We start from the raw sequence: 16,980 nt of genomic DNA on the forward strand, positions 1-16,980 counted from the left end.
CAGTTTATAATTTGATTATAACAATGATGAACTAAAATCAACTAATAAAAATGTGGGAAATTGAATAACAATTAATCTTTATTAATTATTATTGTATACAAAGTTAAAGAAGTCAAAAAGGATTGGTGAAAAAATGTCTTTTTATGTTGTACTTATCATTATCATTGTAGCATTAATTGGTATATTAGTTTTAAATCAAAGGTATAGTAATAGTAAAATAGATACCGAAGTTTATGCAAGAAAGCAACTTATTAAAAAGAACAAAGCATTAAGTGCAGAAAATGCTGAATTAAGAAGTCAAATGCTGAGTTCTAATAATGATGTTGGCCACCATGCATACAAAAATGCTAAAAGAGAATTACGCAAGATTTTAGATAGCTACCTCGAAAATGGTAAATTAAAATATTACGATATTATCGTTACAAGCAATTTAGCTACTAAACATCCGTTTTTCGAGTATGCACGTTCATTTGATTTTATCATTGTTTCAGATATCGGTTTAATAAACGTTGATGTAAAAAGCTGGGGTGAAAAAACATTTTATCACTTTGATGTACCTGATGAGCATGATACAGAAATGAGCAATAGTAATATTGAAAAAGTTGTCGGTCATTACATTAGCCAGCAATATCATGATCAGTTTAATTCATCAAGAAAGTCTATCTATACTTTTACAGAAACAGTTCAACCAAATCGTGTTATTTATGATTTTTATGATTATGATCCGTATCAATTAGCAGCAAATAATGCTAAAGCATTAAAGGATCATATTGAACAAAACTTTAACTTTAAAGTCCAAAGTACCGGTGTTATTTACTTTAGTGATGGTACAGTTAATATCATTCAAGGTTCTGAAGAAAGAGATAAATATGTTGATACAGTTTCAACAAAATCTTCGTTACGACGTATTATTAGCGAAGCCATAGAGCTATCTAAACACCCTTTAAATAAAGAACAGGTTGATCAAATTACAGCTATATTCAAGTAAAATCAAAGGCATAATAATCCATTACGCTCGATACGCACTATGGTTATTATGCCTTTAAATTATTTCTATATATAAATTTATGGTAATAATAAATCGATGCTTCAAGTATATTTTACTTTAATATATATAATCACCTATTTAATTATTTACTCCAAATATTTAATTTCTGTTGTTTAGCTTTATTTTGTGCTTCTATAAATACATTTCTATATTTGCCATTTGGTGAAAAATACTTCTCTCTAGCAAGTCCCTTTTCCACTAATTCCTTATTGTACATACGATCTTTACTTATCCATACATACGCCAATGTTCTACCATAGCGGTCTTGCTTTTCTTTATCATATTCTAAATAAACATCTTGATTTGTTAATGTCTTCTTACTATAATTTGATGCTTCTTTGCCAAATGGTTGTACAGGCGTATTCGGTTTCACCGTTTCTGGCGTATCAACCCCTATAAGCCTAACTTTAATTTCTTTACCATTTTGATTTGCAATAAATGTATCACCATCCACAACTCTTTGAACATGTACTTTATCTTTACCATTTAAATCTTGTACAGTTTCATGATTTGTTCCCTTTTTAAAAGGCCCCGTATGATTCATAAATTGAAATGCTAATACACCTACAATAATGATGGCTACCACAATCATAGCAAGCGATTTATTTGACTTCATTTTGCCACCTACTTCTCTTTTTTCATTCCGATTAATCATATAAAAGTTAAGAAACATCGTCAATAGCCATATCTACATATTTCAATATTTTGGAAAGCTATAGCATGATATAATGTTATTGTTAAGGAGTGAAAATGAATGAACATTTCAAATGAAAATACAGTCACATTAATTGCAGTAATTATCGCAATTATCATTGGTATTTTCCTACAAATATTTTTCAAATTACCATTAATAGTGACGGCAGTACTATCTATTTTATTGGGTATCTTTGTAGGCTTTATCGTTTACCTGATTGTTTCGTTTTATAATAAACGAAACAATTAGTTAACAAATCTAACTTGAGAGTACCAAAATAAAAGTATTGAGTAAGATTTTGATTATGGACTCACTTTCAAAGTCTCTTAAATCAAAACACTCAATACTTTTTTGTTTGTATTTAGATCCAGCCTTTTTCAATGCCAACTGAAATGTTTTTTAAAACACGCTTTTTCTTAAATGATTTATTAATATTAGATATTTGAATCAAATGAACCACCTCTTAATATTTTATTAATTTAAGATTAATAAATTTATTCGATTTAAAATAGGATACTTTGTCATTGGTTCAAAATGACATTTGTCACTTCAATTGTTTACATAATATAATTATAGTAATTAATTACAGAAATAAAAAAAGCCTCATTAAAATGAGACTTGAAATTATTCTTTATAAAATTGGCGAAACTAATTTAGCTAACGATTCTTTAAACTTAACAGACAATGGTCTATTAGCATAAGATTCTTCAGTAAGTTGTTTTGATTTTGTAATATCATGTTCATAAGCCGCTCTTAAATCTTTAGCAAGATTTTCATCATATACAAAGGCATTTACTTCAAAATTTAATTCAAAACTTCTAAAGTCCATATTTGCTGTGCCCACTGATACGATTTCATCATCAATTAAGCACATTTTAGAATGTATAAATCCATTTTCATACATATAAATTTTAACACCACTGGATAATAAGTCAGATGCATTTGAAAATGTCGCCCAATAAACTAAAGGATGATCTGGCTTACATGGAATCATTAGATGAACATCTACCCCTGATTTAGCTGCAATTTTAATGGCATTTATATATGAGTTATCCGGAATGAAATAGGGCGATTGCAAATATACCGACTTCTTAGCGCTCATAATCATTTTTGTATAACCATATTCAATTTGATGCCAGTCACTGGCGGGACCACTTGCAGCAATCTGGATTGGCGCATTACCGAATGATTTATTCTTTTTAGGAAAATATTTTTCATCATATTCAAATTGAGGTCGATGTGCTTGCGAATTCCAGTCTAAAATAAATCGCAACTGCAGTGCATCAACCGCATCCCCTTGTATACGTAAATGCGTATCTCTCCAATATCCTAATTTTCCTAAACCTAAATATTCATCACCAATGTTAAATCCTCCGACATAACCTAGTTGACCATCGATTACGATGATTTTTCTATGATTTCTATTATTCATTCTGAAATTCAATAACGGTAATTTAGAAGCAAAAAATGCTTCAACTTCTCCACCTAACGATTTAAAATGATCAAAGTTAGCCATCTTAACTTTCTTTGAACCAACGTCATCATATAAAATTTTCACTTCTAGACCTTGTTTCAATTTCTCTTCTAACGCTTTTAAAATTCTTTGGCCTAAGCCATCTAGAGCGAATGTATAATACTCTAAATGGATGTATTCTTTAGCATTTTTAATATCTTTTAAAACTTGATCATATAAATCATTTCCATCAATAAAATGGTCAATTTTATTATTTTCAGTTAAAAAGCCATCTTGATCCATTAACAACATACGTACCAAATCATGGTGCTTTTGAACTTGTTTATTATCTGTACCATAATTACCTTTATCAAAGCTTTCAATTTGCTGCTTTAAAAGCGCATCAAAATCTGTTAACACGTTCCCATTATTTTTATTTAGTTTACGCGCAGAAACCGTTCTTCCAAAAAATAGATAAAGGATAAAACCAATTAATGGTAATACAAAAAGTACAAATAACCACGCCCATGTTGAACTGGCTGTATGTCTATTTCTTTCTAAAAAAATAATAATAAAAGCTAGAACCAAATTAATGATAAAGGCAATTGCTAAAATGATGGTAAAAAGTGTTCCTAAATCATTTGAAAATGAAAATTGCATAGTTTATTTCTCCTATAAAGAAAGGCACAAAAAACTTTTGCACCTTTCGTTCCAGATTATTTATTTACAGATAGAGTTAATATTGCATTAAACTCTTCTTCATTATTTGGAAATGTTCTTTCTTCAATTTCTTTTATTGTAATATTTACTAATTTCAAATTTGCAGCTTCTTCAGAAGCTAAAAATTCATTGATATTTGATTCTAATAATTCTAAAGTCTCAGCTGTAAAAGTTTTAAGTTTAATTTGTTCCATTTAAATCCCCTCTTTTCTCTATTTCCTAAATCATAGAACTTTTAACAGTAAAATTCAATCATTAATATATGTGTTTCGGCACGCAAAGTAATTGCGATAAAAAATTAAATAATTTTCATAATGTATTGTTTGATGTATAATATATTTATTCAACTTCGCGATAATGCGATACAAACTTTAACCATTCATAATACATTTTAAATATCGAACTAGTTTTGAAATTGGTTTATCTTATTAAAATGTTGATATTAGTTTTAGGGGGAAATGTAGTGATTTCATTCGAAAATGATTATTTAGAAGGTGCTCATGAAAAAGTATTAAAACGATTAGTAGATACAAATCTTGTACAAGCTTCGGGATATGGCTTTGATCAATTCACAGCTCAGGCAATTGAAAAGATTAAAGATACAATTGACTGTCCAAATGCTACTATTCGTTTTTTAGTAGGTGGAACACAAACCAATCAGGTTGTTATTAATTCAATGTTAGAAAGTTACGAAGGGGTCATTTCAGCAGACACTGGTCATGTTGCTGTACATGAAGGTGGTGCAATTGAATATAGTGGACATAAAGTAATTACTATACCATCTAAGGAAGGAAAAGTTAGTGCTTCAGATGTTGAAACTTACATGGAGACATTTAAAAGTGATTTTAAAAAGGACCATATGGTATTCCCAGGAATGGTATATATTTCTCATCCTACAGAATATGGCACATTATACTCTAAATCAGAATTGGAAGAGTTATGTAAAGTATGTAAGCAATATCAGCTTCCATTATTTATGGATGGTGCACGATTAGGGTATGGATTGATGAGTGACCAATCAGACATGACTATTAAAGATATCGCTAAATATTGTGATGTATTTTATATAGGTGGTACGAAGATTGGTGCACTTTGCGGAGAAGCTATTGTTTTCACAAAAAATAATGAACCGAAACAATTTACCACTCGAATCAAACATCACGGTGCCCTTTTAGCAAAAGGACGGTTAACAGGCATACAATTTTTAGAATTATTTACGGATAATTTATATTTTAATATAAGCAGACATGCTATCGAAATGGCAAATAAGATGAAAGACGGGTTTATAAATAAAGGCTATCGTCTTTACTTTGATTCTCCAACCAATCAACAATTTTTTATTTTAAGTAACGAGAAAATAGCAGAGTTAGAACAAAAAGTTAAATTTGCTGTTTGGGAAAAATACGATGATCAACATCGTGTTGTTAGATTCGCAACCAGCTGGGCGACAACCGAAGAAATTTTAAATAAACTATTAGAATTAATCTAATAATGCTGCAATATGTCATCTGGCAAATCATTTATTAATTAATCAATTAAGATCAGTTGAGTAGTTGTGTTTATTTATATATGAAACTGCTCATTTGAAGCCGTTGATGATGTAAAATTACATTATCCAAAACAAGATACTACAGATTATTGAGTATCTTGTTTTATTTTATATATTTAAAAATGTTAATTTGTGCTGTATTTACTTTAATTTGACGAGATTTGAGAAGTATTATGATGGTTATAGTTATTTTATGAAAGTGATGTATTAACAATCGAATTACTAAGTATATATTGGTAGGAATATCGATGTTTAGTTTAAATGAAATGCACTATTTAAGTTTTTAATATGGAGATGTTTGTGACTTTTCGATGATTAAGATTTTTATAGGTGTGCATCTTTTCAAATAAACTTTGTGTTTAAAATTGAGCTTAGGAAATCAATAGGTTTAGATGAGGATATTGTTGAAGGTATGTGTCTTGTATCCTTAGTTGTTATAAAAGCGCAAAAAATAGCACCGCTTTCTCTTTATCTGTGTAGAAAGGATGCTATTTATCTTTTGAATTTGAATTCTTATTTTCTAATTCTATTGCTTTCTTGTATTCTTTATCCAATAATTCTTGTGACTGTTTATTAGTTATTTCACCATCTAACTGTGCAAAATACATTTTAATCACCTAACTTTATATATTATGTTACCACTATTATATAATCTCTTTAGAATCATATCAATATCCTTATGATTGAATTTTTTTATATTCTTATTTTTATTATATTTTTTTATACAATCAATACAAGTTGATTTGCAATATTCTTTTGTCTTAGTTAAGTACTTTGTTTGACCTTTATTTGTAACAATTGTCAGTGTTTTAATAGAATTATTAAATATAAATAAATACAAGTCTGTAAGAGAAAATCCTGACTGTCCAGGATGGTTATGTAACATAATAATTGAATTATGTTTACTGTCAAATAACAATTCGTTTGCTTTTTCCCCTGGCACAAAAGATACACTATTTTGATCGCCTTATACTTTTGTAACTTTACCACCTTTTAATAAATAAGCTACTTCATTGCTATCATTGTTTTCTTTGGCATCTTTAATACGTTCATCTGATTTTTTGCGTTCTCTAGCTATACGCTCTTTAATCAATTGTGATACTTCCTCTTGAGATAATGTTTTCTCATTCTGTTGTGATTGTTCATCACTGTTGTCTAGTTGCTCTTTGTTCTGAGTTACACCGGTAATATTACTTTCATTTTTTTCCATGAGATATACCTCCGTTTATAGTCTGTCGACTGATATTCCATACTTGCTTTTAAAATGTCATCAGCACGTTTTGGACAATAAAAAATAACCTTCACGTTAGAAGGTTAAAATTTTTAAAATTAAATATGAAATTTTTTTAAGTAAACTTTCTTTATCCCCATGCTACGAGTTCAGATTCAGGAAATAGCCCTTTACTAGTATTTATGTATATTCTGTCTATGGCATGAATAAAATAATTATCTCTTATATTTTTTTCTAAACTAGATTTTTCAGCATTGATAACTTCAAGACTATCTATATCCATTTGAATAATACCAGGCTTAATATTTTCATCATTATTAGGAAAATATTTATATGTAACACTTTTATCATTAATTTCTTTTATTTTTAATATTAGCAATCATTTCCACCTCTAATTAATTAAAATACTATAATTATATTTTATTTCTGTAAGTTTATGTGCCTCTATATAGTTCAAATTATACTTATTCATTAGATAGTGTTCAAGAGCTTCATGTTTCAACATTATTATATCCATTTTTTTAATATTTTTCCCTTCTCTTAAACGTTGCCAACTTTGAGCCATATAAAAGTCAGGATCAAATTGTTTAAATCCACTTTCCAATAAATACTTATTTTCAAATATATGTTCATAAACTCTTTGAATTGTATTTTTATTTATATTAGTATTTTTAGCAATTTTAGAAATCTCTATCTGTTTATCTCGATTTCTAACTGAATTATAATAAATTTGGGCATGTCTGTTCCTTTTGATACCGTATTCATCACTTTTATTATTAAGTGCACCCGATTCAATAAAAGAACCTTCTACCTGATATTTACCTTCACGCTCTTTAAAGAACTTGTCTCGCCAATTGCCGACATGTGACACTGTGGTACTTCTACACCAAGGATGCATAGGGGGCGCATTCACACCTGGTATCATATCTTTAACTTTAAATATTTTTCCGTTGAGTGAATGACATAATTTAGATGTTTTACTATCTATTTTGGCAACATATTTATATTCGCCATCTTCACCAAGTTCTTTTAAATATGTTAACTTTTGTGATTCTGCTATTTCAGTAAATAGTTAAAAAAGTGTATAAAAATAGCACCACCTTCTCTTTATCTGTGTAGAAAGGATGCTATTTTGTAATTATTTTAATAATCTAATACTTTTTATCTCAGTTTCATCAAACGAATAAACAGCAAAATCAGTCTGTATATCTACAACTAGATTTCCTGTTTCGCTCTCGAATTCATTTTCATAGTCAGTTACAAACCCTTCGTATTCTTCATTATTCAAAAGCGTGATAATAACATCTTTACGATATGCATCTTCAATTCTCAATACTTTTCACCTACTTATCAATATAAGGTACTATATGAGCACCTGTCTTCGAATAATGCACTTTTCCTTTTCTGGTTTCAATATACACATTATCGATATGTACTTTTCCAATAATTTGATTAAAATTAATAATCTCTTTCATATCAAATAGCTCATCACTTAATATTAGATTGCCTGTTGACATTTTTTCTCTTAACAATTCATTCAATAAATCTATAGAAAGTATTGTATAGCTAGGCAATTTCTTATTATTTAAAATGGCTCTTTTTTTATTTTCATTATATAGGTGATGACCTAACATATGTCTATTTTGTTTTTCGCAATTTATTTCTATTTTTATTTTACCACTTTCAATCATTTCTTTCATCTGGTTTTTAGCTTTTTCCTGTAATTTTGCTTCTTTTACTTCTACCTGATATTTACCTTCACGCTCTTTAAAGAACTTGTCTCGCCATTTGCCGACATATGGCACTGCGGTACTTCTACACCAAGGATGCATAGGTGGCGCATTCACACCTGGTATCATATCTTTAACTTTAAATATTTTTCCGTTAAGTGAATGACATAATTTAGATGTTTTACTATCTATTTTTGCAACATATTTATATTCGCCATCTTCACCAAGTTCTTTTAAATATGTTAATTTTTGTGATTTTGATATTTCAGTAAATAGTTAAAAAAGTGTATAAAAATAGCACCGCTTTCTCTTTATCTGTGTAGAAAGGATGCTATTGATATTTAGACTTTGATTGATTAATTTCTTTTTCTAATTCTTCTTTCTTCGATAATTCTTCCATATGCTTAAAAAAATCTTCTATAGAAATGTAACCATCTAAATGTTGAATTGACATAATGTATTACTCCTATTTGTACTTTCGTTTTATATATCTTTTATTATAAAGTTGCTTTAGAATATTATCAACTATCGCTTCATTATTTCTTATAGTTATAGATTGTTTTATATCTTTCATTATTTTATAAACTTGAGACTGATTATATAATGGAGTTTTACTTATATATTTTACTACAATGTAGTTAGTAACAATAGTCAATGTTCGGATAGATTTATTTTCAATAAACATCTCTAAATTATTCAATGAAAATCCTGACTGTCCAGGATGGTTATGTAACATAACAATTGAATTCGGTTTACTGTCAAATAACAATTCGTTTGCTTTTTCCCCTGGCACAAAAGATACACTATTTTGATCGCCTTATACTTTTGTAACTTTACCACCTTTTAATAAATAAGCTACTTCATTGCTATCATTGTTTTCTTTGGCATCTTTAATACGTTCATCTGATTTTTTGCGCTCTCTAGCTATACGCTCTTTAATCAATTGTGATACTTCTTCTTGAGAAAATGTTTTCTCATTCTGTTGTGATTGTTCATCACTGTTGTCTAGTTGCTCTTCGTTCTGAGTTACATCAGTAATATTACTTTCATTTCTTTCCATGAGATATACCTCCGTTTATAGTCTGTCGACTGATATTCCATACTTGCTTTTAAAATGTCATCAGCACATTTTGGACAATAAAAAATAACCTTCACATTGAAAGGTTAAAAAAATGTATAAAAATAGTAACACATTCGTTTCTTACAAAAGTATACTTATTTTAAAACTTCAATATATTTGATTTGGCTTTCATCAAAATCATATAAATCTATTCCGTCATCTAAATGTATAGAATCTTCTCCACTTTCGTTATCTATTTCATCGTCATAATTTGTAACTTCTCCAATAAATTTTTGCCCATTAGTTAACTCGATCATTACTTTTTTACCAATGTAAGTCCATAACTTCATTACTTACCTTCCTTTCCATTTGGAATAATATGACTACCAGTTTTGGAATAATGAACAGTACCCCATTTAGTTTCTATAAATTTTCCATCTATGTAATATTTTCCTATAATTTGACCAAAATTAATTATTTCTTTATTTTTCCATTTTCTTTCATTTTCAATAATCAACCGTCCAGTGCCAAATTTTTGATTTAGCATTTTATTTAATTCATCATTTTTTAGTAGTGTATAACTCGGTGTTTGTTTTCCTTTCAACAAATTCTTTTTTTATATTCTTCGTATAGTCTATGACCTAAAGAATGTCTATTCTGTTTTTCAGGATTTATTTCTATTTTTATTTTACCACTTTCAATCATTTCTTTCATCTGGTTTTTAGCTTTTTCCTGTAATTTTGCTTCTTTTACTTCTACCTGATATTTACCTTCACGCTCTTTAAAGAACTTGTCTCGCCATTTGCCGACATATGGCACTGCGGTACTTCTACACCAAGGATGCATAGGTGGCGCATTCACACCTGGTATCATATCTTTAACTTTAAATATTTTTCCGTTGAGTGAATGACATAATTTAGATGTTTCACTATCTATTTTGGCAACATATTTATATTCACCATCTTCACCAAGTTCTTTTAAATATGTTAACTTTTGTGATTCTGCTATTTCAGTAAATAGTTAAAAAAGTGTATAAAAATAGCACCACTTTCTCTTTATCTGTGTAGAAAGGATGCTTTAATACCAAGCTATTTTATAATTTTCGGGAAATTCTTGCTTCTCGATAAAGTCTCTTACTACAGAAAAAGACTTATTACGATATAACATAAAATATTCTTCATTTTCTATTTCAGATAATGAAAAATCTATAACCTCTGCATCTTTTTTATTAAAAGTTACTGAACCTTTACCGTTACTTATATCATCTTCAGGTATATATTCATATATTATAACCTGTTCATCTTCTTTCAATTTTATTAATGTAAGCATTTAATCCACCTTATTTTTATAAAAATTGAATAATCGTATTTTTTGATACAATTTTATGTGCATAATCATAGTTGTAATTATACTTATTCATCAAATAATGTTCAAGCGCCTCATGACGCAGCAGTATTAAATCTTGTTTTTTATTATTTTTCCTTCTCTTAAACGTTGCCAACTTACTGCGATATTATATTCTGGATAATAACTTAAAATCGAATAATTCACTTTGAACATAACAAATCACTCCTTGTACAGTGGTGAAGCAAGTATTATTATTAAATTGTAGGAGTGAAATTCCCTCCTGACTGATTAACGCTCGAATGTCCATTCAATCTTTATAAAGTAGAGATTTATTAAGATTAACAATTTGGTACATTTGAGCTTTTTTATTTCCTTCACTCGCATCTTCTTAAACTTATATGTTCATTATACAAATATAAAAAGCTATAACAATTTAATGGAAATGCCCCCTTCGAAGTAGACATTGAAAAAATGAAAACTTTGAAGGGAGCATTTCAAGACGATCCATTCCAATCTTTTTTATCATTTAAAACTTAACACTTATTTTCCCTTATTCGATGCTAATTTCGTGCAATAAATTCTAAATGAAACAACATACTCCTTTTTCACAAATTGGAATCTACTATTTTTGTATTTTAATTATTATAATATCCATTCACCATATGATTTTTATTAATAGTTAAATCAAATAAACATAGCTTGATTAATTTATACAGTAGTTATATTACAAAACTTTATTGGCATATTCATATAATTTTTCTGTTGTATTCAGGGTTAGATTATCTACTTCGCGTTTGCCCTGTCTTAATTGTGAAAGTACGTATTGAGAAACTCCAGTTTTTTTAGAAATTTCATATCCTGTTAAATTACTTTCAATTAATTCAATTATCTTTTTCTTGTATTCTGACATTTTTTTCATCTCCATATCTGTACAATGTTTACTGCTTTTTTTCGAAATTCTGTGAACTTAACGTATTTTTTATTTATAAATGATTTTATTATTTTTCTATTCATTAATGGCTATCATCACTTCATAATAGTTAAATTTCATATTTTCAATTTTTGTTTCTACATATTAACGACTTTACATCATCAATTACTTTGTCAAAGACAAACGATTTGTCTTGTATACCTTACGCCTTTTACTAAACTTCAATGTTTAGTATTCATTGAAGTTTACAACCACTTCTAAAGTTTAACCTTTTATGTATTTTTATTAGATTAGAGTCTTTCAATATTCAAACTACTAATTCCAGTAGTCTATTAAATTTGAGATATTGAAATATCTTTAGACTTTAATTTTTCCGGAGTCATATAGACTTCTCAAATACTATACATTTATTTCATAATTTTGAAGCCTAATATTACTAGAATAATTATAAACGTCCCTATTAAAAATTCTATTTTCTCTTTTTTATTTGTTTTTCGCACTTTAATAGTCATCTTCATTTTACTAATGGTAAGAAAGTAATATTTTATTCAAAGAATATGACTTCGAATTAAATCAAACCTCACATTCTTATTAGTTTGCAAATTCAATAGTCCTATCAGAATTGAAATCAAAACATTCAAACTATTTTATCGTTTTTACTTCCTCGACCATTTTCACCTCCTTATAATCTATATAAATTATGTTTACCACACGATTCTTTACACTCGATGAATTAATTTTGTTAAGAAACATTTAGCCATGTAACTTTGTAATAAAAACATTTTCAAATAAATGTACCAAAAACTTTCATGAAATAAAGTATACTTTTCAAATCTATTAATTTTAGAATCATAAAACCAAATGCTATATTACAATATAATTATCACAAATCATCATATATGCCAATTACACAATTTAATATAAAAAATTGTCAATAAAAAATTATGTGCATAAACATTATTATAAAATATGTATAGTATGCTGCATTAAAGTTAACTTATTTACTATGTTCAGCCTTTTATATCATCACTTAAAGATCATTTAAATTTTTATGGAAATGATAATATAATAATGCATACTTTTGATTGTTTAAACATGTACAATTTTAAAAACCTAGAGATAATTTTATTGAGGTGGACAAAGCGTGGACAGACAACCATGAAATCATTAGAAATTTAATTTCTTGTCCACCTAATCAAACAAGGTATATTTATTAGCACTCTGAATTATTTTCTGACGACTTTTGATACTCGTATAACTTGATTATTGTTTTAAATTTGGCATCCTTTATTTTAGTATTACCTACCTTTAAATCAGTAACTGTTTGACGTGGTACACCTGAGTTTTTTGAAATACTATATGGTGTATTGTTAGTTAATAACTTTTCTATTTCACTTATAATAGTTTCAATCTCATTCATTTTTAATCACGCTCTCTTTCTATTTATAATTATAATAATCCTAATGCAGTAACTACGTTTAGCAATACATTGTTTCTTTGTAGTTGCCAAACTAGTTAATTCAAAAACTAATACCTAATAGTATTGGCTTTTTTTATTATATATTGATAAAATTTCTTGTCTTCATATATTCTATATTATATTATTCGATAATTTTTTATTTATATTCACATTAAGCTATCCATCTTTAATATACTTTAAAATTATATGATTTAAAAGGCTCACTCCATGATATTTCAAAAGATATGGCCTTATTTTAATCTTCAATCATTATTTCTAATTGTTTTTGGTAATTATAGAGTTTTTCCGCTGTTTCTAAAGTTAAATTATTCACTTTTCTTTTCCCGCTTCTTGATTCACTTATACCACCATAAGAAACACCAGTGTCTTGATTAATTCTATAATTAGATATTGATTTATCATTTAGTAATTTTTCTATTGTATTATAAATTTCTTTAAACTGGTTCATTATTTTTGTCAAAATGAAAGAATAGTTTATTTTTTTCTAGTTAAATTAATAATAAATAATATTAAAGTTGCAATGTTAAGGTAGAGAGTTAATTTTTTCCTTAATTCTCTTGTCATAAATACCACCTCCCTATTTAATGTGGTAAAGGTCTTTTGCCCTTTGCCTTTTTAAAAGAACGATTTGATAAAATTAAGTACTTGAATTATTAAGCTCGTCACAGCTATTCGAAATTTAATTTTGCTATTCGTTCTTTTTCTTTAACCATTCTTATCATTTTTTCTCCTTTCCTCTTTATAGTTATTTAACATTCCACAAATTGGAGTAAGTGATATGTTTGAATTCCCATATCCAATGGCAAGATTAATAATTTGTAATTCTAAATTATAATAGCCTATATTTTTCAAAATCTCTTTGTTTTATGATTAACATCCATCTAAGAGCACCTAAAGGTTTTTATGTAATGTAATAAACATTTCCATTTATACATATACATCTTGTAAAAAAGAAAGAACTCCATATATACTCAAAAGGTATACTGAAGTTCTATATATTATATAAAATTATTATACTATTTCTAAAAACATAAGTAAATCAGTAAACATGATTTCTTTCGCTTTTAGAAAACTTTTAATACTATAAAAACTCCCACTCAGTCACTAGTTTGGGCAGTTATTGTATGCCTATTGAACTCAATGCTTATATTATAATACCTTTTTCGCATATTCATATAAGATCTTTGCATTCTTTAAGCTTAAATTTTCTATTCTTCTTTCTCCACGGCGCATAGCATTAATATTACCGTAACTTATTCCTGTATCTTTATTAATTTGATAACTCGTTATCTCTTTGTTTTCTATCAATTTTTTGATTGTATTGTATATTTCATCATAGCAATTCATAAATTAGATGAGGCGAAATTTTTAATTTTTTAGAAAATCAATAGTAGTATAACTAAAATGAAAATACCGATCGATAAACAAAAAGATATTTTTTGTTTTGTTTCTCTTTTCATATAGTATTACCCCCTTAATAATGAGTAGTAAGGCCCCTCTTTTCGGGGTCTTACCTTAGAACGTTCTGCAAATGAATTCCATGAGAAGTAATATGAATGTGGCTATTTTCAAGTAATACTCAACGTTTTCGCGACGTTCTTTTATCGCCTCATCTCATCACCTCCAAATATATTAAAATTCATGTGAACTAAAATATAAAATGGTCTTCCCCAGCTTTAAAAAAATAAATACACAAAACATTTACTTGACCAAAAGTTGCCCAATCGTAACAAAAGACACATTTTACACCTTAAAAAGTTGCCCAGTTAAATCAAAAAAGAGCTAAAGCAAAACGCTCTAGCCCTTGATATTACTGATTTCCCATCATTGTTTAGCGTATTAATATTGCTTCATGTACTGATCTCTTTCCCATTCAGATACTTGAGTTCTGTAGTAATCCCATTCAATTGATTTTGAATTAATAAATTGATTATAGATATGATTTCCTAAAGCTTTTTTAATAACTTCATTTTCACGCATTGCTTTTAATGCAGTATAAAGTGTTGAAGGTAAGTCTTGAATGCCTACTGCTTCACGTTCTTCACGGTTCATTTCGTAAATATTTTGGTTAACTGGTTCTGGAACTTTTAATTTATTTTTAATACCATCTAGTCCAGCTTCTAAGATTGCAGCTAACGCCATGTATGGGTTTGCAGCTGGATCTACTGAACGTACTTCGATACGAGTTGATAATCCTCTTGAAGATGGTACACGGATTAACGGTGAACGGTTTTTACCACTCCATGCAATATAACATGGTGCTTCATAACCAGGTACTAAACGTTTATATGAGTTTACTAACGGGTTACATACAGCAGTAAATCCGCGTGCATTTTTAAGTACACCTGCTGTAAATTGATATGCAGTTTCCGTTAAGCCCATTTCAGTATTTGGATCAAAGAATGCATTTTCTTTACCTTTGAATAATGAAACGTTAAAGTGCATACCGCTACCATTCACACCAAATAATGGTTTAGGCATAAATGTTGCGTGTAAATTATGTTTACGTGCGATTGTTTTAACAACCAATTTAAATGTTTGGATGTTATCACATGCTGTAACAGCATCTGCATATTTAAAGTCAATTTCATGTTGACCAGGTGCAACTTCATGGTGACTAGCTTCAATATCGAAGCCCATATCCTCTAATTCTAAAACAATATCACGACGACAGTTTTCACCTAAATCTGTAGGTGCCAAATCGAAATATCCACCATCATCATTAAGTTCTAAAGTTGGTTCCCCTTTTTCATCCAACTTAAACAAGAAGAATTCTGGTTCAGGCCCTAGGTTAAAGTCTGTGAAGCCTAAATCTTCCATTTCTTTTAATACACGTTTTAAGTTTGCACGAGGGTCCCCTTCAAATGGTGTACCATCTGTTTTATATACATCACAAATTAAACGTGCTACTTTACCTTGACCAGCAGTCCATGGGAAGATTACCCAAGTATCTAAATCTGGATGTAAGTACATGTCAGATTCTTCGATACGTACGAAACCTTCGATAGAAGAACCGTCAAACATCATTTCGTTATCAAGTACTTTTTCTAATTGGCTTACAGGTACTTCAACGTTTTTAATTGTTCCTAAAATATCAGTGAATTGTAATCTTAAATATCTTACATTTTCCTCTTCTGCAAATTTACGAATGTCGTCTTTAGTGAAAGTACGTTTTGGCATTTTAAAATCCTCCAAATTTTATTTAATAAATCGGGATAAATCACCACGATTTATTGGCAAAGTTTCTCCAATAGGCTTTTGCGTGGCATCTACAATCATCTTTTTTCTTATCTCTTGTTCATCAGTTGTTAAATGCTCTTGTGAGTCATAAATGATTTGCTTAATCCCTTTGATATTAAATCCTTTTTCTAATAATGATTTAATTTCTAGTAATCTTTCCAAATCATTGAGTGAGAACAGACGTTTTTGACCTTCTGTTCTTTCAGGTTTGATGAGTTCATGTGTTTCATAGTAACGTATTTGCCTTGGCGTTAAATCCGTTAACTTACTTACTACACTCATAGAGAAGACAGCCATATTTCGTCTGATTGCATCATTCGATATCATTGTTCCTCTCCTCTACTTTTGAACTTGTTAATAACTTATCATAATTTTTTTAGGATTTCAAAAATATGTTAGGTTTTCTAACATAAAGCTCAAAACATTGATATAACTGCAATTTCGACCTCTAAAACGCTATAAAACGACCTACAGCTAAAATATTTTTTCAATTTTTA

At 28.5% G+C, this 16,980-nt stretch carries 23 protein-coding genes and 4 pseudogenes; 3 read left to right on the top strand and 24 right to left on the bottom strand.

Annotated elements, in window-relative coordinates; all coding sequences use genetic code 11:
* Positions 1–133: 133 nt before the first annotated feature.
* Positions 134–988 carry a hypothetical protein gene (locus tag ACXQH5_RS01395; protein ID WP_000011826.1) on the top strand — a complete coding sequence of 285 codons (855 nt, stop codon included), beginning with the start codon at positions 134–136 and terminating at the stop codon, positions 986–988.
* A 142-nt stretch (positions 989–1,130) separates the two neighbouring features.
* Here the strand turns inward: ACXQH5_RS01395 and nucI are convergent, their stop codons facing one another.
* Positions 1,131–1,664 (bottom strand): thermonuclease NucI, encoded by a 534-nt coding sequence (gene nucI, locus ACXQH5_RS01400; RefSeq protein ID WP_000841351.1) that lies wholly within the window; start codon positions 1,662–1,664, stop codon positions 1,131–1,133.
* A 138-nt stretch (positions 1,665–1,802) separates the two neighbouring features.
* On the opposite strand from nucI, the gene ACXQH5_RS01405 reads away from it, so the two are divergent.
* Entirely contained in the window at positions 1,803–1,991 is a 189-nt protein-coding gene (locus ACXQH5_RS01405) for a hypothetical protein (RefSeq protein WP_001027144.1), read from the top strand.
* A gap of 121 nt (positions 1,992–2,112) precedes the next feature.
* Here the strand turns inward: ACXQH5_RS01405 and ACXQH5_RS01410 are convergent.
* From ACXQH5_RS01410 to ACXQH5_RS01420, 3 genes and pseudogenes are all read right to left on the bottom strand, one after another.
* Positions 2,113–2,193, bottom strand: a pseudogene (locus ACXQH5_RS01410) (hypothetical protein); the annotation flags it as partial.
* Between the two features lie 180 nt (positions 2,194–2,373).
* Positions 2,374–3,855: a cardiolipin synthase gene (gene cls / locus ACXQH5_RS01415; RefSeq protein ID WP_001160603.1), complete on the bottom strand. Its 1,482-nt coding sequence runs from the start codon at positions 3,853–3,855 to the stop codon at positions 2,374–2,376.
* Positions 3,856–3,911: 56 nt separating this feature from the next.
* Positions 3,912–4,109, bottom strand: coding sequence for a hypothetical protein (locus ACXQH5_RS01420; RefSeq protein WP_000435069.1), 198 nt, complete (start codon positions 4,107–4,109; stop codon positions 3,912–3,914).
* 269 nt (positions 4,110–4,378) lie between these two features.
* On the opposite strand from ACXQH5_RS01420, the gene ACXQH5_RS01425 reads away from it, so the two are divergent.
* Complete coding sequence (locus ACXQH5_RS01425) at positions 4,379–5,404, top strand: threonine aldolase family protein (RefSeq protein WP_000622697.1); 1,026 nt, start codon at positions 4,379–4,381, stop codon at positions 5,402–5,404.
* Positions 5,405–6,431: 1,027 nt separating this feature from the next.
* On the opposite strand, the gene ACXQH5_RS01430 is transcribed toward ACXQH5_RS01425, so the two are convergent.
* The 20 genes and pseudogenes from ACXQH5_RS01430 to ACXQH5_RS01525 all read right to left on the bottom strand — a co-directional run bounded on the left by ACXQH5_RS01430 (position 6,432) and on the right by ACXQH5_RS01525 (position 16,810).
* The gene (locus ACXQH5_RS01430) at positions 6,432–6,674 is read right to left on the bottom strand and encodes a hypothetical protein (RefSeq protein ID WP_000414199.1); all 243 of its coding nucleotides are present in this window, start codon (positions 6,672–6,674) and stop codon (positions 6,432–6,434) included.
* Positions 6,641–6,769, bottom strand: a complete 129-nt coding sequence (locus ACXQH5_RS01435) for a hypothetical protein (RefSeq protein ID WP_031874686.1) — start codon at positions 6,767–6,769, stop codon at positions 6,641–6,643. The genes ACXQH5_RS01430 and ACXQH5_RS01435 overlap by 34 nt, the downstream gene beginning before the upstream one ends.
* Positions 6,770–6,825: 56 nt before the next feature.
* Complete coding sequence (locus tag ACXQH5_RS01440; protein ID WP_000906222.1) at positions 6,826–7,074, bottom strand: hypothetical protein; 249 nt, start codon at positions 7,072–7,074, stop codon at positions 6,826–6,828.
* A 12-nt stretch (positions 7,075–7,086) separates the two neighbouring features.
* Positions 7,087–7,752 (bottom strand): annotated as a pseudogene (locus ACXQH5_RS01445) (minor capsid protein); the annotation flags it as partial.
* An 81-nt stretch (positions 7,753–7,833) separates the two neighbouring features.
* Positions 7,834–8,028: a hypothetical protein gene (locus tag ACXQH5_RS01450; RefSeq protein WP_001217295.1), complete on the bottom strand. Its 195-nt coding sequence runs from the start codon at positions 8,026–8,028 to the stop codon at positions 7,834–7,836.
* A 10-nt stretch (positions 8,029–8,038) separates the two neighbouring features.
* Positions 8,039–8,686: pseudogene (locus tag ACXQH5_RS01455) on the bottom strand (polymorphic toxin type 50 domain-containing protein); the annotation flags it as partial.
* A 70-nt stretch (positions 8,687–8,756) separates the two neighbouring features.
* On the bottom strand, positions 8,757–8,879 hold the full coding sequence (locus tag ACXQH5_RS01460) for a hypothetical protein (RefSeq protein ID WP_000027069.1): 123 nt from the start codon (positions 8,877–8,879) through the stop codon (positions 8,757–8,759).
* A 363-nt stretch (positions 8,880–9,242) separates the two neighbouring features.
* Positions 9,243–9,485, bottom strand: coding sequence for a hypothetical protein (locus tag ACXQH5_RS01465; RefSeq protein WP_031874680.1), 243 nt, complete (start codon positions 9,483–9,485; stop codon positions 9,243–9,245).
* Positions 9,452–9,580: a hypothetical protein gene (locus ACXQH5_RS01470; RefSeq protein WP_071665623.1), complete on the bottom strand. Its 129-nt coding sequence runs from the start codon at positions 9,578–9,580 to the stop codon at positions 9,452–9,454. Before ACXQH5_RS01470 ends, ACXQH5_RS01465 begins: the two co-directional genes overlap by 34 nt.
* Before the next feature lie 60 nt (positions 9,581–9,640).
* A complete protein-coding gene (locus ACXQH5_RS01475) occupies positions 9,641–9,835 on the bottom strand; it encodes a hypothetical protein (RefSeq protein WP_000780597.1) in 195 nt (64 codons plus the stop codon).
* A pseudogene (locus tag ACXQH5_RS01480) lies at positions 9,835–10,490 on the bottom strand (polymorphic toxin type 50 domain-containing protein); the annotation flags it as partial. The gene ACXQH5_RS01475 and the pseudogene ACXQH5_RS01480, both read right to left, overlap by 1 nt.
* A gap of 72 nt (positions 10,491–10,562) precedes the next feature.
* Positions 10,563–10,814 (bottom strand): hypothetical protein, encoded by a 252-nt coding sequence (locus tag ACXQH5_RS01485; RefSeq protein ID WP_000956747.1) that lies wholly within the window; start codon positions 10,812–10,814, stop codon positions 10,563–10,565.
* Between the two features lie 126 nt (positions 10,815–10,940).
* Entirely contained in the window at positions 10,941–11,045 is a 105-nt protein-coding gene (locus ACXQH5_RS01490) for a hypothetical protein (RefSeq protein WP_000477491.1), read from the bottom strand.
* Positions 11,046–11,556: 511 nt separating this feature from the next.
* Positions 11,557–11,742 (bottom strand): hypothetical protein, encoded by a 186-nt coding sequence (locus ACXQH5_RS01495; protein WP_000006110.1) that lies wholly within the window; start codon positions 11,740–11,742, stop codon positions 11,557–11,559.
* A 428-nt stretch (positions 11,743–12,170) separates the two neighbouring features.
* On the bottom strand, positions 12,171–12,281 hold the full coding sequence (locus ACXQH5_RS01500) for a hypothetical protein (RefSeq protein ID WP_001788716.1): 111 nt from the start codon (positions 12,279–12,281) through the stop codon (positions 12,171–12,173).
* A 695-nt stretch (positions 12,282–12,976) separates the two neighbouring features.
* Positions 12,977–13,183 carry a hypothetical protein gene (locus ACXQH5_RS01505; protein ID WP_001002343.1) on the bottom strand — a complete coding sequence of 69 codons (207 nt, stop codon included), beginning with the start codon at positions 13,181–13,183 and terminating at the stop codon, positions 12,977–12,979.
* A gap of 295 nt (positions 13,184–13,478) precedes the next feature.
* On the bottom strand, positions 13,479–13,703 hold the full coding sequence (locus ACXQH5_RS01510; protein WP_078065144.1) for a hypothetical protein: 225 nt from the start codon (positions 13,701–13,703) through the stop codon (positions 13,479–13,481).
* A gap of 689 nt (positions 13,704–14,392) precedes the next feature.
* Entirely contained in the window at positions 14,393–14,590 is a 198-nt protein-coding gene (locus ACXQH5_RS01515) for a hypothetical protein (protein ID WP_001659797.1), read from the bottom strand.
* A 492-nt stretch (positions 14,591–15,082) separates the two neighbouring features.
* Positions 15,083–16,423 (bottom strand): type I glutamate--ammonia ligase, encoded by a 1,341-nt coding sequence (gene glnA / locus ACXQH5_RS01520; RefSeq protein ID WP_001126603.1) that lies wholly within the window; start codon positions 16,421–16,423, stop codon positions 15,083–15,085.
* Positions 16,424–16,441: 18 nt separating this feature from the next.
* Positions 16,442–16,810 carry a MerR family transcriptional regulator gene (locus tag ACXQH5_RS01525; protein ID WP_000624945.1) on the bottom strand — a complete coding sequence of 123 codons (369 nt, stop codon included), beginning with the start codon at positions 16,808–16,810 and terminating at the stop codon, positions 16,442–16,444.
* Between the last annotated feature and the right edge of the window lie 170 nt (positions 16,811–16,980).

This window comes from Staphylococcus sp. SA22 (assembly GCF_054165785.1).

What these genes read in the sequence shown, in the direction of transcription:
- ACXQH5_RS01395 (WP_000011826.1), top strand. Translation starts at nt 134, where the DNA reads ATGTCTTTTTATGTTGTACTTATCATTATCATTGTAGCATTAATTGGT.
- nucI (WP_000841351.1), bottom strand. Translation starts at nt 1,664, where the DNA reads ATGAAGTCAAATAAATCGCTTGCTATGATTGTGGTAGCCATCATTATT.
- ACXQH5_RS01405 (WP_001027144.1), top strand. Translation starts at nt 1,803, where the DNA reads ATGAACATTTCAAATGAAAATACAGTCACATTAATTGCAGTAATTATC.
- cls (WP_001160603.1), bottom strand. Translation starts at nt 3,855, where the DNA reads ATGCAATTTTCATTTTCAAATGATTTAGGAACACTTTTTACCATCATT.
- ACXQH5_RS01420 (WP_000435069.1), bottom strand. Translation starts at nt 4,109, where the DNA reads ATGGAACAAATTAAACTTAAAACTTTTACAGCTGAGACTTTAGAATTA.
- ACXQH5_RS01430 (WP_000414199.1), bottom strand. Translation starts at nt 6,674, where the DNA reads ATGGAAAAAAATGAAAGTAATATTACCGGTGTAACTCAGAACAAAGAG.
- ACXQH5_RS01460 (WP_000027069.1), bottom strand. Translation starts at nt 8,879, where the DNA reads ATGTCAATTCAACATTTAGATGGTTACATTTCTATAGAAGATTTTTTT.
- ACXQH5_RS01465 (WP_031874680.1), bottom strand. Translation starts at nt 9,485, where the DNA reads ATGGAAAGAAATGAAAGTAATATTACTGATGTAACTCAGAACGAAGAG.
- ACXQH5_RS01475 (WP_000780597.1), bottom strand. Translation starts at nt 9,835, where the DNA reads ATGAAGTTATGGACTTACATTGGTAAAAAAGTAATGATCGAGTTAACT.
- ACXQH5_RS01485 (WP_000956747.1), bottom strand. Translation starts at nt 10,814, where the DNA reads ATGCTTACATTAATAAAATTGAAAGAAGATGAACAGGTTATAATATAT.
- ACXQH5_RS01490 (WP_000477491.1), bottom strand. Translation starts at nt 11,045, where the DNA reads ATGTTCAAAGTGAATTATTCGATTTTAAGTTATTATCCAGAATATAAT.
- ACXQH5_RS01495 (WP_000006110.1), bottom strand. Translation starts at nt 11,742, where the DNA reads ATGTCAGAATACAAGAAAAAGATAATTGAATTAATTGAAAGTAATTTA.
- ACXQH5_RS01500 (WP_001788716.1), bottom strand. Translation starts at nt 12,281, where the DNA reads ATGAAGATGACTATTAAAGTGCGAAAAACAAATAAAAAAGAGAAAATA.
- ACXQH5_RS01505 (WP_001002343.1), bottom strand. Translation starts at nt 13,183, where the DNA reads ATGAATGAGATTGAAACTATTATAAGTGAAATAGAAAAGTTATTAACT.
- ACXQH5_RS01515 (WP_001659797.1), bottom strand. Translation starts at nt 14,590, where the DNA reads ATGAATTGCTATGATGAAATATACAATACAATCAAAAAATTGATAGAA.
- glnA (WP_001126603.1), bottom strand. Translation starts at nt 16,423, where the DNA reads ATGCCAAAACGTACTTTCACTAAAGACGACATTCGTAAATTTGCAGAA.
- ACXQH5_RS01525 (WP_000624945.1), bottom strand. Translation starts at nt 16,810, where the DNA reads ATGATATCGAATGATGCAATCAGACGAAATATGGCTGTCTTCTCTATG.